General features: G+C 68.2%; 14 protein-coding genes. 11 read left to right on the top strand and 3 right to left on the bottom strand.

What is annotated here, in order from left to right; translation table 11 throughout:
* Positions 1–8: 8 nt before the first annotated feature.
* The gene (locus ACFRAQ_RS17525) at positions 9–677 is read right to left on the bottom strand and encodes a CoA transferase subunit B (protein ID WP_379100628.1); all 669 of its coding nucleotides are present in this window, start codon (positions 675–677) and stop codon (positions 9–11) included.
* On the bottom strand, positions 674–1,420 hold the full coding sequence (locus ACFRAQ_RS17530; protein ID WP_379102127.1) for a CoA transferase subunit A: 747 nt from the start codon (positions 1,418–1,420) through the stop codon (positions 674–676). Before ACFRAQ_RS17530 ends, ACFRAQ_RS17525 begins: the two co-directional genes overlap by 4 nt.
* Positions 1,421–1,596: 176 nt before the next feature.
* Here ACFRAQ_RS17530 and ACFRAQ_RS17535 point away from each other — a divergent pair, with 176 nt between their 5' ends.
* Together ACFRAQ_RS17535 and ACFRAQ_RS17540 are read left to right on the top strand one after the other, a co-directional pair.
* Positions 1,597–2,376: an IclR family transcriptional regulator C-terminal domain-containing protein gene (locus ACFRAQ_RS17535; RefSeq protein ID WP_379102129.1), complete on the top strand. Its 780-nt coding sequence runs from the start codon at positions 1,597–1,599 to the stop codon at positions 2,374–2,376.
* Between the two features lie 16 nt (positions 2,377–2,392).
* Positions 2,393–3,601, top strand: coding sequence for an acetyl-CoA C-acetyltransferase (locus ACFRAQ_RS17540; protein ID WP_379100630.1), 1,209 nt, complete (start codon positions 2,393–2,395; stop codon positions 3,599–3,601).
* A 14-nt stretch (positions 3,602–3,615) separates the two neighbouring features.
* Here the strand turns inward: ACFRAQ_RS17540 and ACFRAQ_RS17545 are convergent, their stop codons facing one another.
* Positions 3,616–4,443 (bottom strand): helix-turn-helix domain-containing protein, encoded by an 828-nt coding sequence (locus ACFRAQ_RS17545; RefSeq protein WP_379100632.1) that lies wholly within the window; start codon positions 4,441–4,443, stop codon positions 3,616–3,618.
* A 254-nt stretch (positions 4,444–4,697) separates the two neighbouring features.
* Between ACFRAQ_RS17545 and ACFRAQ_RS17550 the strand changes: the two genes are divergently transcribed.
* The 9 genes from ACFRAQ_RS17550 to ACFRAQ_RS17590 all read left to right on the top strand — a co-directional run bounded on the left by ACFRAQ_RS17550 (position 4,698) and on the right by ACFRAQ_RS17590 (position 13,435).
* Positions 4,698–5,588, top strand: a complete 891-nt coding sequence (locus ACFRAQ_RS17550) for an NAD(P)-dependent oxidoreductase (RefSeq protein WP_379100635.1) — start codon at positions 4,698–4,700, stop codon at positions 5,586–5,588.
* A complete protein-coding gene (locus tag ACFRAQ_RS17555; RefSeq protein ID WP_379100638.1) occupies positions 5,585–5,986 on the top strand; it encodes a nuclear transport factor 2 family protein in 402 nt (133 codons plus the stop codon). The genes ACFRAQ_RS17550 and ACFRAQ_RS17555 overlap by 4 nt, the downstream gene beginning before the upstream one ends.
* The gene (locus ACFRAQ_RS17560; protein WP_379100640.1) at positions 5,986–7,053 is read left to right on the top strand and encodes a maleylacetate reductase; all 1,068 of its coding nucleotides are present in this window, start codon (positions 5,986–5,988) and stop codon (positions 7,051–7,053) included. The genes ACFRAQ_RS17555 and ACFRAQ_RS17560 overlap by 1 nt, the downstream gene beginning before the upstream one ends.
* Positions 7,053–7,940 carry an intradiol ring-cleavage dioxygenase gene (locus ACFRAQ_RS17565; RefSeq protein WP_379100643.1) on the top strand — a complete coding sequence of 296 codons (888 nt, stop codon included), beginning with the start codon at positions 7,053–7,055 and terminating at the stop codon, positions 7,938–7,940. Before ACFRAQ_RS17560 ends, ACFRAQ_RS17565 begins: the two co-directional genes overlap by 1 nt.
* A gap of 118 nt (positions 7,941–8,058) precedes the next feature.
* Positions 8,059–9,282: an MFS transporter gene (locus ACFRAQ_RS17570; RefSeq protein ID WP_379100646.1), complete on the top strand. Its 1,224-nt coding sequence runs from the start codon at positions 8,059–8,061 to the stop codon at positions 9,280–9,282.
* A 32-nt stretch (positions 9,283–9,314) separates the two neighbouring features.
* Complete coding sequence (locus ACFRAQ_RS17575) at positions 9,315–10,388, top strand: zinc-binding dehydrogenase (protein ID WP_379100652.1); 1,074 nt, start codon at positions 9,315–9,317, stop codon at positions 10,386–10,388.
* Complete coding sequence (locus ACFRAQ_RS17580; RefSeq protein WP_379100655.1) at positions 10,388–11,464, top strand: MCE family protein; 1,077 nt, start codon at positions 10,388–10,390, stop codon at positions 11,462–11,464. The genes ACFRAQ_RS17575 and ACFRAQ_RS17580 overlap by 1 nt, the downstream gene beginning before the upstream one ends.
* Positions 11,465–11,570: 106 nt before the next feature.
* Positions 11,571–12,575 carry a saccharopine dehydrogenase NADP-binding domain-containing protein gene (locus ACFRAQ_RS17585; RefSeq protein ID WP_379100658.1) on the top strand — a complete coding sequence of 335 codons (1,005 nt, stop codon included), beginning with the start codon at positions 11,571–11,573 and terminating at the stop codon, positions 12,573–12,575.
* Positions 12,576–12,586: 11 nt separating this feature from the next.
* Complete coding sequence (locus tag ACFRAQ_RS17590) at positions 12,587–13,435, top strand: NAD(P)H-binding protein (protein ID WP_379100661.1); 849 nt, start codon at positions 12,587–12,589, stop codon at positions 13,433–13,435.
* Positions 13,436–13,440 lie beyond the last annotated feature (5 nt).

Genomic DNA, 13,440 nt, shown 5'->3' on the forward strand with positions numbered 1-13,440 from the left:
AGGCTGGGCTATCGAGGTGAGATCGGTTGCAGGACTGCGAGATCCGGCGAGACCGCGTAGTCGGCCCCGGTGGCCGCCCGGACCTCGGATTCACTGATGCCCGGAGCGATTTCGACCAGCACGAGCCCTTCGGGTCCGACGTCCAGCACGGCCATGTCGGTGATGATCCGGTGGACGCACCGTGCCCCGGTCAAGGGCAGCGCGCAGGTCTCGACGATTTTCGGTTCGCCACCGCGTGATTGGTGTTCCATCATCACGATGACCCGGCGCGCGCCGTGGACCAGGTCCATCGCGCCGCCCATGCCCTTGACCATCTTGCCGGGAATCATCCAGTTGGCCAGGTCGCCGCGCGCGCTGACCTGCATCGCGCCGAGCACCGCCACGTCCAGGCAGCCGCCGCGGATCATCGCGAAGGACTGTGCGGAGTCGAAGTACGAGGCGCCGGGAAGCACGGTGATCGTCTCCTTCCCGGCGTTGATCAGTTCGGGATCGACCTCGTCCTCGCCCGGATAGGGACCGACGCCGAGCACGCCGTTCTCCGAGTGCAGGACCACCGAGACGTCGTCGGGGAGGTGGTTGGGTACCAGGGTCGGCATTCCGATCCCGAGGTTCACGTACTGCCCGTCGCGCAACTCCGCGGCCACTCGCGCCGCCAGCTGCTGCCGTGTCAGTTTCATGCGCGCACTGTCCTGTTCTCGATTCCGACTTCGACCTCGCCGACATGGACCACTCGCTGGACGTGGATGCCAGGCGTATGGATCTGGTCGGGATCCAGCTCGCCGGGCTCGACGAGAGTCTCGACCTGGGCGATGGTGATGCGCCCGGCGGAGGCGGCCGGCGGGTTGAAGTTGCGGGCGCTGCGCCGGTAGACGAGGTTGCCGTGGCGGTCGCCTTTCCATGCGTGCACCAGCGCGAAGTCGGTCACGATCGCGTGTTCGAGCACGTAGGCGACGCCGTCGAAGACCCGGGTCTCCTTCGGCGGGCTCGCCAGTGCGACCGCGCCGGCGCCGTCGTAGCGCAGCGGCAGACCTCCTTCGGCCACCTGCGTCCCGACGCCGGCGGGTGTGTAGAACGCCGGGATTCCGGCGCCGCCCGCGCGCATCCGCTCGGCCAGGGTGCCCTGCGGGGTCAGCTCGACTTCCAGCTCCCCGGAAAGGAATTGGCGAGCGAACTCGGCGTTCGCGCCGACATACGAACTCGTCGTACGGCGAATCCTGCGTGCTTCCAGCAGTACGCCGAGACCGACGCCGGCGGTCCCGCAGTTGTTGCTGACGACTTCCAGATCGGTGGCGCCGTGGGCGAGCACGGCATCGATCAATACCTGCGGTACGCCGACCAGCCCGAAGCCCCCGACCGCCAGCGACGCGCCGTCATGAATATCAGCGACCGCGTCGGCTGCCGAGGCAAAGACTTTGTCCATCACGCCAGCGATCATAGACATGTGTTCGTAATCCGCACCAGTGTTCGTTATGTGAACATCTTGGTATGGTGGTCGTGATGACCCCGGGACGTAGCCTCAGCCCTGTACTCGATGACATGACGTTCACCGGCCGTGAACGCCGTCGAGTTACTGTGCGAGAAGGAGCTACCGCAGCGATGACAGAACCCTCGTCGGATTACGTGCAGTCGCTCGGGCGCGGTTTGGCGGTCATCCGCGCGTTCGACGCGGGCCATCCGCGGCGCACGCTGAGCGAGGTGGCCAAGGACACCGACCTCACCCGCGCGACGGCGCGGCGCTTTCTGCTCACGCTGGTCGAGCTCGGCTACATGCGCACCGACGGCACGCTGTTCTGGCTCACTCCGCGCGTGCTCGAACTCGGCTACAGCTTCCTGTCGAGTCTCACGCTGCCCGACGTCGCCGGCCCCCACCTGGAAACGCTGGCCGAGCGGGTTCGCGAGTCGACCTCGGTGTCGATTCTCGATGGCAACGACATCGTGTACGTCGCGCGCGTGCCGGTGAGCCGCATCATGACCGTGTCGATCAATATCGGCACGCGGTTCCCCGCCTTCGCGACCTCGATGGGGCGCGTGCTGCTGGCCGATCTCGACACCGACGCGCTCGAGCGGTATCTCGCCGACGCCGAGTTGAGCGCGTTCACCGACGCCACGATCACGACGCTGCCCGAACTGCGCGACGAACTCGACCGTGTCCGTGCCGACGGCTACTGCGTCGTCGATCAGGAACTCGAGCAAGGGCTCCGCTCGCTGGCCGCGCCGATTCGCGATCGGGAGGGCAAAGCCGTTGCCGCGGTGAATATCTCGACCCAGTCAGCCCGCTACTCGACCGACGAGATCCACGACCGGCTGATCCCCGCCCTGCTCGACACCGGTGCCGCGATCGAGCTCGACCTCAATCATATCCGAACCAACACCTGACGCCTCGAGGATTTCCATGCCGGAAGCTGTTATCTGCGAACCTCTTCGCACGCCCGTCGGCCGCTACGGCGGCGTGTTCAAAGACATCCCCGCGCAGGATCTGGCCGCGGCGGTGATCACCGAACTGATCACTCGCACCGGAATCGGCAGCGACGCAATCGATGACATCATCCTCGGGCAGGCTTCGCCGAACGGCGACGCCCCCGCGATCGGCCGAATCGCCGCCCTGGACGCGGGTCTCGACGTCACTGTTCCCGGCATTCAGGTCGACCGGCGCTGCGGGTCGGGACTGCAAGCCGTCCTGCAGGCGTGCATGCAGGTCCAGAGCGGTGGCAGTGATCTGGTTCTGGCCGGCGGCGTGGAGTCGATGAGCCGCACCGAGTTCTACGCCACCGACCTGCGCTGGGGTGTGCGAGGCGAGGCCGTCGGGTTGCACGATCGGCTGGCGCGGGCACGGGTCACCGCCGGTGGCAGAAACTTCCGCATCGACGGCGGCATGATCGAAACCGCGGAGAACCTGCGTGCGGAGTTCGGCATCAGCCGCACCGACCAGGACGCCCTCGCCGTCCAGTCACATCAGCGAGCCGTGGCCGCACAAGCGGCCGGCCGTTTCGACACCGAGATCGTGCCCGTCACCGTTCCCCGGCGCGGGCGAGCCGCGGAGTCCGTCCGTGCTGACGAGCACCCGCGCGCCGACACTGATCTGGCGTCCTTGGCCCGGCTGCGACCGATTCGCGTCGAGGCCGACCCGGATGCCACGGTGACCGCCGGGAACGCCAGCGGCCAGAACGACGGGGCGGCCCTGTGCGTCGTGACCACTCCGCGGCGAGCCCGGGAGCTGGGGTTGCGCCCCTCGGCCCGGCTCGTCTCGTGGGCGGTCGCCGGCGTGCCGCCTCGCACCATGGGAATCGGGCCGGTACCGGCGACCGAAAAAGCTTTGGCGCGTGCGGATCTCACCCTCGACGACCTGGACGTGATCGAACTCAACGAGGCCTTCGCGGCACAGACGTTGGCCGTACTGCGCACGTGGAAACTCGAACCCGACGATCCGCGGGTGAACCCGAACGGCTCCGGGATCTCCCTCGGCCACCCCGTCGGCGCCACCGGCGCACGGATCCTCGCCACCTTGCTGCACGAGCTGACTCGCAGGCAGGGGCGCTACGGGTTGGAAACCCTCTGCATCGGAGGCGGGCAAGGTCTGGCGGCGGTGTTCGAGCGATTGTGAGCCCGGCGGTCGCGTCAGCCGCGCGGGGAATCCGCCGCCCCTCGGCCTTCGTCCTCGTCGGGGCCCACAGGCCCCGGCCGGGCGGCGGCCAGCAGATTCAGCACGTCGATGGCGTTCTCCACATGAGGTGACGCGCCGCCGGGCGCGGCGCCCAGTTGCGTGGTGACCCAGTCGCGCATGCGGTCCTGTTCTCGGCGCCCCGAGACGAACCACAGTCCGCACGCGGCCTCCGCGCTCTGGTTGACATACATGTGCGGGCGGGTGGAATCGAAGCACAGGGAGTCCCCGGCGGCGACGGTGTATCGGTCGAAGTCGAGCAGCAGCGTCAGCTCGCCCGCGAACAGGTACGCGTACTCGGTTCCCAGGTGGCGCATCATCGTTCGGTCGACCGAGCTGGCGGCGCCCGGCTCGTAGGTCACCAGCAGGACATCGACGTCGGCCTGCGGATCGACGGCGAGTCGTTCCCATCGAACCCCGTTCGCCATTTCCAGAACGGGGTTGTCCGCCCCGCGCTGCACGACGCCGGGGGGCTGGCTCGCCGTGTCGCGCTGCGGCGTCGGGGCCACGCCCGGCGCTGCCGCGGGGGAGGCGCCCCCGCGGTCGATGCCCAGCAGTTCGTCGAGCGAGGCGTTGAGTTGGGTGACCAGTGCGTAGAGCGCGCTGACCGACGGCTGCGATTTGCCGGTCTCGATCTGTGACAGCTGGCTCGCCGAAATGCCCGCGGCGGCCGCGAGCTCACGCAGGCCCAGCCCGCGATCCAGGCGCGCCTGCCGCAGTGCCGGCCCGACCTTGTCGTGCATCAGCGCACCCCTGTCCTCGTATCCATCAGCCTTCACTCTCATTGAACAGTACTGTCGCGGCCGCGATGCTCGCCCTTCTGCGCCTCCAGCTGCTCGATACGACGGATATAGCCCGCGGCTTTCACAGGGACGTTCAGTGTCTATTGACACTATTGCTGATGTGTTCCATGATACTGAACAGCTCCTGCGGCTTCTGTTCCGCACTGTTTCCGTCATCGACGACGAAGGAATCCCGTGTCTTCCACAATCTCCGTGCTCGGCGCATCGCACTCCCTGCCTGAAGGGATGGGCTCGTCGTGCTGATCGGATTCGCCGGGCTGGGACGAATGGGGCTCCCCATGGCCACGCATCTGGCTCGGGCCGGGCACACCGTCCTGGCCTACGATCCCGCATTCGAGCAGCCACCGGCGGAGCTCACCCTCGCCGCTGCTCCCGGGGAACTGGCCGCCGCGCCGGTGACCATCAGCATGCTGCCCGACGGCCCGTCCACCCACTCGTTGGTCGCCGGTGATCTGCGAGCCGTCGCGCCCGGCCATGTCCATGTCGTGATGGGCACCGTCGGTCCCGACGTGATCGCGGAGCTGAGCCACGAGCGGCACCTCACGGTCATCGACGCGCCGGTCTCGGGCAGTGTGTCGATGGCCGAAACCGCGTCCATCACAACGATGGTCGGGGCGACCCCGGAGCAGTTCGAGACGGTCCGTCCCGTGTTGGCCGCAATGACCGCAGCCCAGTTCCATACCGGCCCCGTGGGTTCGGGCTCCACCGCCAAACTCGCGGTGAACGCCGTCCTCGCCGGGCTGAGTCAGGCTGTGGCGGAAGGGATTCTGCTCGCCGAAGCGGGCGGCCTCGATTCCGCCACGTTCTACGACATCCTGCGGCACAGCGCCGCGGGCGCACCGTATGTCGGCTACAAGGAGCAGCACTATCTCGCGCCGGATACCACCGCCGTCGCGGCTCCGGTGTCGTTGATCCGCAAGGATCTCGGCCTCGCCCTGGATCTGGCGCATCGCCACCGGCTCACCCTGCCCGGCTCCCTAGCCGCGTTCGAGGTGCTCGAGGACGCCATGGCCACGGGCCTGGCGCACGCCGATATGGCGCAGGTCCTGACCGTTCTCCGTCAGCGCAATGCCGCGCGACGTCACGAAACCCTTTCCACCACACAGCAGACGGGAGCACGCCGATGAGCGGCGACACCATCACCACAACCGAGGTCGAAGCGCTGATTCGCAGACTGGAGGACGAACGCTATGCCGCCGTACTCGACGGCGATGTCGATGCCTTCGTCGCGCTGGCCCACCCGGACCTCGTCTACACCCATTCCAACGCCGAGGTCGACAGCCTCGACAGCTACGTCGAGAAGCTGCGCGCGGGGTTCTACCGCTACCACCGCATCGACCACCCCGTGACTCGGATCATCGTCACCGACGAGGTCGCGGTGGTCGTCGGTGAGATGCACGCCGATATCACCGCCGGCGGGACGCGAAAGACCTTGTCCAACCGGGCGCTTGCGTTGTGGGTACGTGCCCGGAACCGCTGGCTGCTGCTGGCCTACCAGCCGACCGTGCTGCCCGAGGCGAGCTGATGACGGCCTTCGTCTACGACGCCCTGCCGGGCCGCGTCGTCTTCGGATCCGGCACCGCGCGAACCGCGCTGGCCGGGGAGCTCGATCGCTTCGCCGCGACCCGCGTCCTGCTGGTATCCGCACAGTCCGAGTCGGATGTCGCCGCGGATCTTTGTACGCCCTTCGCCGATCGCGTCGCCGCGACATTCTCCGGCGTCCGCCCGCACGTCCCGGTGGAGGTCGCCGAACAGGCGCGCGCCGCGGCGGTCGGAGCCGATCTGGTGCTGTCGGTGGGCGGCGGATCCACCACGGGTACAGCAAAAGCCATCGCATTGACCACAGGTCTGCCGATCATCGCCGTCCCGACGACCTACGCGGGTTCGGAGGTGACTCCGGTGTGGGGCTTGACCGACGCGGGCCGCAAGACCACCGGCACCGATCCCCGGGTCCTGCCGCGGACCGTGATCTACGACCCTCGGCTGAGTATGTCGCTGCCGGTGGATCTTTCGATCGCCAGCGGGCTCAATGCGCTGGCCCACTGCGTGGAGGCGTTCTGGGCGCCGCGCCGCAACCCGATCTCCAGCTCGATCGCCGAGGACGGTATCCGCCACCTCGCCACCGGTCTGGAGACAGTCGCCGCGACACCCCAGGGCATCGATACCCGCACCGAACTGCTGCTGGGAGCCTATCTGGCGGGGTCCGCGTTCGCGGTGGCTGGTTCCGGGTTGCACCACAAGATCTGCCACGTCCTGGGCGGCGCGTTCGATCTGCCCCATGCGCAAACCCACGCCATCGTGTTGCCCCACGTGCTGGCCTACAACGCTCCCAACGCGCCGGAGGCCGTCGACCGCATCGGCCGGGCGCTGGGGCGCTCCGACCTGCCCGACGGCCTGCGGGAGTTCGGCGAAAAGCTCGGCGTCCCCGCTGGATTGCGCGCCCTCGGCATGCTCGAATCCGACATCGACACCGTCGTCGACGACATCCTGGCGATCGCGCCGGCGGACAACCCCACCCCGGTCACCGCGGCCGGTATCCGGGCGATTCTGTCGGCGGCGTGGGCCGGAACCGACTTGGAAACGGGCCGGTGATGAGGATCGACGACCGCACCCGCGCATCCGGCCGGGAGCAAGCCGTCACCGAGGAGGTGCTGGCGAGCTTCGACGCCACGCCCGATCCGCGGCTGCGGGAGGTGATGCACAGCCTGGTACGGCATCTGCACAGCTTCGCGCGCGAAGTCCGCCTCAGCGAACGCGAATGGGACGCCGCGATCGAATTCCTCACCCGGGCCGGCCATATCACCGATGCTCACCGCCAGGAGTTCATCCTGCTCTCCGACGTGCTCGGCCTGTCGATGCTGACGGTCGCCATCAACGAGGCCGCCGCGCCCGGGGCCACCGAATCCACGGTATTCGGCCCGTTCTTCGTCGACGAGGCTCCCGAGGTCCCACTCGGCGGCGATATCGCGCGTGGTGCGGCGGGTACACCCTGCTATGTGTCGGGGCAGGTGCGGTCGGTCACCGGCGCACCGATCGAGGGCGCGAAAATCGAGGTGTGGGAAGCCGATGACGATGGTTTCTACGACGTGCAGTACCTCGATGGCCGCTCGGCGGGCCGCGGTCGACTCCGCTCCGGAGACGATGGCGAGTACCGCTTCTGGTCGGTACTGCCCGCGCCGTACCCGATCCCGCACGACGGGCCCGTCGGAGACCTGCTGACGGCGACAGGGCGAGGTCCCATGCGGCCGGCTCATCTGCATTTCATGGTCACCGCTCCCGGTTTCCGCACGCTGATCACCCACCTGTTCGTCGCGGGCGACCCATACCTGGACTGCGACGCGGTCTTCGGTGTCAAGCCGGGCCTCATCGTGGAGGCCGCCCACCATCTCGGCGAGCCCGCACCCGACGGCACTCATCCCCGGGGCGCGTGGACATCCATCGCCTTCGATCTGGTCCTCGCCACCGGTCACACCCGGTAATTCCGCGCTGGGATCGCGGCGCCCGACACCGCGACGTGAGGCGCTGCTCCGAATTTCGAAAAACACTGCTGCTGAACGGCATCGGCCGAGCAGTGGCGCGCACAATGGAGGTGCGACGATGCGACGGACTCGTTGGATCGTGCTCGGCGGGTGTTTCCTCGCCTACCTGTTCGACGCCCTGGAAATAGTTCTGTTGTCCATGGCGCTACCTACGATCCGCAAGGACCTGGGCCTGTCGATCACCCAGGGCGGACTGCTAGCCACGGCCACGCTGATCGGCATCGGGGTCAGCAGCGTCCTGGGCGGATACGTCGCCGACAACTTCGGACGCAAGAAGGCCCTGCTCGCCGCACTGATCACCTTCGGTGTCTTCACCGCCGCGCTCGCCGCCGCACCGGGGTTCGAAACGTTGCTACTGCTCCGTTTTCTCGCCGGCATCGGGCTCGGAGCCGTGTGGAGCGTGGTGTCGGCCTACGTCGTCGAAACCTGGCCCGTGGAAAGCCGTGGCCGTGCCGCCGCGTTCGTGATCAGCGCCTTCCCCGCGGGCGGCGCGATCGCCGCCACCGTCTCCGGATGGTTCCTGCCGGACTGGCGAACGATGTTCCTGGTCGCCGGGGTCGCCGTGGTGGTTCCGGTCGCCGTGGTGGTCGCCTTCTTCCGCGAGTCGGAGACCTGGTCAGCGCAAAAGGCCACCGGCGCACAGGATGTCGTCTCGGTCCGGGAGGTTCTCAGCGGATCGTTGCTGCGCACCACCTTGCTCGGCACCCTCATGGCCGCCCTCGCTCTGACCGGCTACTGGGGCGCCACGACCTGGCTGCCCACCTATCTCACCAGCGAACGGCATCTGCCGTCGAGCACGGTCGCGATCCTGGTGACGATCCTCAATGTAGGAATGTTCCTGGGCTACAACGGTTTCGGATTCCTCGCCGACCATATCGGCCGCCGCCGGACGATCATCATCACGCTCGTGGGGGTAGCGGTCACCCTGCCGATCTACGCGGTCACCACCCAGCAGAGCGCCCTGCTGTGGGTCGGGCCCCTCTTCGGCGTGTTCACCGCCTTCTTCGGACTGTTCGGCTCCTACCTCGGCGAACTCTTTCCCACGAGATCGCGGGCCACCGGCGCCGGATTCTGTTTCAACGTCGGACGCGGTGTCTCGGCTCTGGCTCCGTTCGCCCTCGCCGGCCTGGCCAAGTCCATCGGATTCAGCGGCGGGCTGATCGTGTGCGCGAGCTTCTTCGCCCTCGCCGCGCTGGTGGCCACCGCGCTGCCCCGGATCAACGAAAACCCCGGCCACGCGACGACGGCCGATCCGCACAGCGACGCATCCGTCACCGCGTGACATCCACTCCGACATATCGAAAGTGAGGCCCCGTGCCACCCACGATGAAGGCCGCGGTCTACCACGGTGCGCGCGACATTCGGCTCGAAGAAGTCGCCGTCCCGACTCCCGCCGCCGGTGAAACGCTTGTCCGGGTGTTGCGGTCGGGGATCTGCGGCACCGACGCCTCGGAATGGATCAACGGTCCCAAGGTCTTCCCGGTCGAGCGGCGTCACTCGCACAGCCGGCATCTCGGGCCGATCATTCCCGGACACGAGTTCGTCGGTGAGATCGTCACCGCCGACCCGGATTCCGGTCTCGCCGTGGGTGATCTGGTCGCCAGCGGGGCCGGTGTGTGGTGTGGGACGTGCCGGCGCTGCCGAGAAGGCCGAACCAACCAGTGCGTGCGGTACAAGACCCTGGGGCTCAACCTCAACGGCGGCATGGCCGAGTTCGTCTCGGTTCCCTCGATGACGCTGTGTCCGTTGCCCGCCGGATTGCCGCTCGATCACGCCGGCCTGGCTCAACCGCTCGCGGTCGGCATCCACGCTGCCCGGCGGGCCGGGGCTCGGGACGGGGACAGCGTCGTGGTCATCGGCGCCGGCGCGATCGGATCGTTCGTGCTCGCCGGCCTGAGCCACCTCGGCGACTTCGACATCACCGTCATCGACTTCCCGGGTGGCCGGCTCGATCGTGCGGCGAGACTCGGCGCCGCCCGCTGCCTGTCTCCGTCGCGAAGCCTCGTCGACGATGTCCGCGATGCTCTCGGCGGCCGCAAACCCGATGTCGTCATCGAGGCGAGCGGAGCGGCCGGGCAACTGGCTCGTGCGCTCGAGCTGGTCACCGACGGCGGTCGGGTTCAGGCCGTCGGAATTCCGAAAGGCAGTCCCGAGATCGACATTCACGCGATGGTCTTTCGTGAGATCACGCTGGAGACGACCCTGGCCCACGTCTGTGACACCGACCTGCCCGCCGCGTTGCGCATCCTCGCCGACAGCCCGCTGGGCGGCGAGTTCTCCCGGGCCCCGGTCGGACTCGACCACCTGTCCGCTTCGCTCGACGATCTCGCCGCCGGCCGAGTCGAAGGAAAGATCCTCATCGACCCCAGCCAGGAAGCACTCGCCTGATGGCACTGACACGCACCGGGCTCATTGCCACACTGGGGGCCGCGGTCCTGCTGTGCGGCGGATGCTCGGCACCGCACAACCCGATCCGGCCCTCGGCCAGCATCACCGCCGACTTCCGCAACACCGCGGGGATCTTCGAGGGCAATCCCGTCACCGTCCTCGGCCTCGAGATCGGGACCGTTGAGAAGATCATCCCGCGCGGCGAGTACAACGAGGTGCACCTCGCCGTCGACGCCACCGTGCAGATCCCCGAACATGTTGTGGCAGTCATAATTTCACCATCCATCATCACCGACCGGCACATCGAGCTGACCCCCCGCTACTCCGGCGGCCCCACACTGGCCAGCCACGCGCATCTGACAACCCAGCAGACACGAACACCCGTCGAGCTCGACACCATGATCAAAACAATCGATCAGTTCGCAGCCGCGCTGGCGCCCAAGGACGGCAACGATGTCGGACCGCTGTCGGGACGAGTCCTCTACCCACTACTCGAGGGACAGGGCGAAAAGCTCAAAAACACCCTCACAGCGCTGTCAGGGGCTCTGAAGACCGGAACCGACAATGGGGCCGCCATTGCCGGCATCATCGTCAAACTCAACGAGCTGGCCTCGATGCTGGCCGACAACGACCAGACCGTGCGCCAATTCAGCGACCGGATGACTCAGCTGTCGACTCTGCTGGCCGAGCAGGCCCCGGGGCTCCGAGCCACCCTCGACCAGCTCAACGGCATGCTCACAAACATCAGCGGAGCATTCAGCCAGTACCAGGACCAACTCGCGGGCGCCCTCACGAGCCTTACCGCAGTCACCAACCAGCTGCGCGCCAACGCCGCCGGCGTGGTCGAGGTCGCCGATGTCACACCACTGCTCATGCAGAATCTCGACCGGGCCGTGAACCGAGAACAGGGATTCGTCCGCGTCCACGCCCTTCTCGGTACGGCTCTCTCCGGTGAAGCAGTCAGCCTGTTCTGCGAACGGATCCAGATGCGCTCCGACGGGTGTCGAACCGGACGCGTCGAAGATTTCGGTCCCGACCTCGGTCTCATGGCGGCGTTGCTCGGACTCACCCGCTGATCCATGCGGGCTCCTCGGCGTGAGCGATGAATTTCGGTCGGTCGCGAGGTCTATATCTCTGAACGGACGTTCGAATCATTCATCGAGTCAAAAGAGTTGATCTTTCATGACCGTATTCGCCATCTACGGGGCCACCGGTCACACCGGCCGCCTCGTCGCCGCCGATCTCATCGCACGGGGGAAGGACGTCGTGGTGTCCGGGCGCGATCCGGAAGCCCTGGCCGCCCTGGGGCATTCGCGGGTCATGCCCGCCGCGCTCGACGACCCGGCGGCGCTGCGGGCGCTGGCCGAGGCCGCCGACGTGATCATCCACTGCGCGGGGCCCTTCGCCGCCACCGGATTGCCCGTGGCCAACGCCGCCGTCGAGGGAGGCTGCCACTACGTCGATCACGCGGTGGAGGTGCACCACGTGAAGCGGCTGTTCGACGACTTCACCGAACCCGCCCAGCGGGCCGGGATCACCATGCTGCCGAGCGTGAGTTTCTATGGGGGACTGGGTGATCTGCTCGCCGGGGCCGTCGCGCGCTCGGCATCGGGCATCGACCGGATCACCGTGGCCTACCACGTCACCAACTGGATGATGACCCACGGCGCGGTGGAGACCGCGCGACTGCTGTTCGCCGACACCGACCGCATCGGCTACGAGGACCGGCAGCCTCGATACGGATTCGTGGAACCGCGGCAGGCGATCTTCGCGTTCCCGCCACCGGTGGGGCCGCGGCCCATGATCGCGCCGGTGCCGTTCCCCGAGGCCGTCACCGTGCCCCGGCACACCCGCACGAAAGCGGTTGAGGCGCAACTGACCGCGCACACCTTCGCCGAGGATCAGGCCTTCGCCAGCGAGCAGGTCGATCCGGCCGCCCGCGCCGACAGCCGATTCATGATCGCCGCCCAGGTGCTCGCGTCCAATGGCTCGGCGTCCGGGACCCTGACCGGGCGGGACCTGTGGTCGGCGGCCGCGCTGGCCTCGGTGGAGGCGGCGGTGCGGCTCACCGAGGGCGCCGTCAAGAGCGGAGTCGCCAGTCCCGCCGAGGCTTTCGAGGCCGCCGGCTTCCTGCGGGATCTCGCCGCGCGCGGGGCCTTCGAACTCCGGTTGCCGGAACAAGCGTGAGGAGCACGACCATGGAACCGATTCTCGTCACCGGCGCGGCCGGAGGCAGTCAGGGCGGCACCGGCCGTCGCGTCGCCGAGACCCTGGTACGCGCGGGCCTGCCGGTGCGCGCCTTCGTGCACCGCGACGACGGCCGCGCGGCCGAGCTGAAGGACCTGGGCGCGGAGGTGGTCACGGGCGATCTGCGCGAGATCAGCGCCGTGACACCCGCTCTCCAGGGCGTGCGCCGGGCGTACTTCACCTACCCCGTGACCGCCGGAATGCTCGACGCCACCGCGGTTCTCGCGGCCGTCGGGAAGCAGGCCGGGCTGGAGCGGGTGGTCGCCACCTCCCAGCTCGGCTCCGATCCGCAGGCGGGCACCCCGCACATGCGGCGGCACTGGGTGGCCGAACAGGTCCTCGACCATGCCGGGATCGGCGCGGTGCACCTGCGGGCCGCGGTGTTCTTCGAGAACCTGCGGGTGGCCATCGGAGACCGGGGTGAACTGGCGCTGCCGCTCGGCTCGCCCGACACCGTGCTGCCGCTCATCGCGGGCGCGGACGTGGCGGGCGTCGGGGCCGGGGTGCTGCGCACCGAGGGCCCGGTGGATCCGGTGCTGTGGCTGGCCGGGGAGATCATGACCGTCGGCGAGGCCGCCGAAGTACTCGGCGTCCCTTACCGGAACGTGGATCCGGCCGAATGGTCCGCATGGGCCATGACGGTGTACCGCGACGACGTGGCCGTGGAACACCTGACCCATCTGTGGACCATGTTCGCGGCCATCGGCTCCGGGCACGAGCTGTTCCGCGTTACCGAATCCATCGAGCGCTTCACCGGGCGGCCGCCGATCACCCTGCGGGAGTTCACCGCCGGGGCCTGAGGCCG

Source organism: Nocardia sp. NPDC056611 (assembly GCF_042792755.1).
Taxonomy (GTDB): Bacteria; Actinomycetota; Actinomycetes; order Mycobacteriales; family Mycobacteriaceae; genus Nocardia.

Coding starts and splice junctions, on each gene's coding strand:
- ACFRAQ_RS17570 (WP_379100646.1), top strand. CDS start 8,059: ATGCGACGGACTCGTTGGATCGTGCTCGGCGGGTGTTTCCTCGCCTAC.
- ACFRAQ_RS17560 (WP_379100640.1), top strand. CDS start 5,986: ATGACGGCCTTCGTCTACGACGCCCTGCCGGGCCGCGTCGTCTTCGGA.
- ACFRAQ_RS17540 (WP_379100630.1), top strand. CDS start 2,393: ATGCCGGAAGCTGTTATCTGCGAACCTCTTCGCACGCCCGTCGGCCGC.
- ACFRAQ_RS17525 (WP_379100628.1), bottom strand. CDS start 677: ATGAAACTGACACGGCAGCAGCTGGCGGCGCGAGTGGCCGCGGAGTTG.
- ACFRAQ_RS17585 (WP_379100658.1), top strand. CDS start 11,571: ATGACCGTATTCGCCATCTACGGGGCCACCGGTCACACCGGCCGCCTC.
- ACFRAQ_RS17580 (WP_379100655.1), top strand. CDS start 10,388: ATGGCACTGACACGCACCGGGCTCATTGCCACACTGGGGGCCGCGGTC.
- ACFRAQ_RS17590 (WP_379100661.1), top strand. CDS start 12,587: ATGGAACCGATTCTCGTCACCGGCGCGGCCGGAGGCAGTCAGGGCGGC.
- ACFRAQ_RS17565 (WP_379100643.1), top strand. CDS start 7,053: ATGAGGATCGACGACCGCACCCGCGCATCCGGCCGGGAGCAAGCCGTC.
- ACFRAQ_RS17530 (WP_379102127.1), bottom strand. CDS start 1,420: ATGGACAAAGTCTTTGCCTCGGCAGCCGACGCGGTCGCTGATATTCAT.
- ACFRAQ_RS17555 (WP_379100638.1), top strand. CDS start 5,585: ATGAGCGGCGACACCATCACCACAACCGAGGTCGAAGCGCTGATTCGC.
- ACFRAQ_RS17535 (WP_379102129.1), top strand. CDS start 1,597: ATGACAGAACCCTCGTCGGATTACGTGCAGTCGCTCGGGCGCGGTTTG.
- ACFRAQ_RS17545 (WP_379100632.1), bottom strand. CDS start 4,443: ATGAGAGTGAAGGCTGATGGATACGAGGACAGGGGTGCGCTGATGCAC.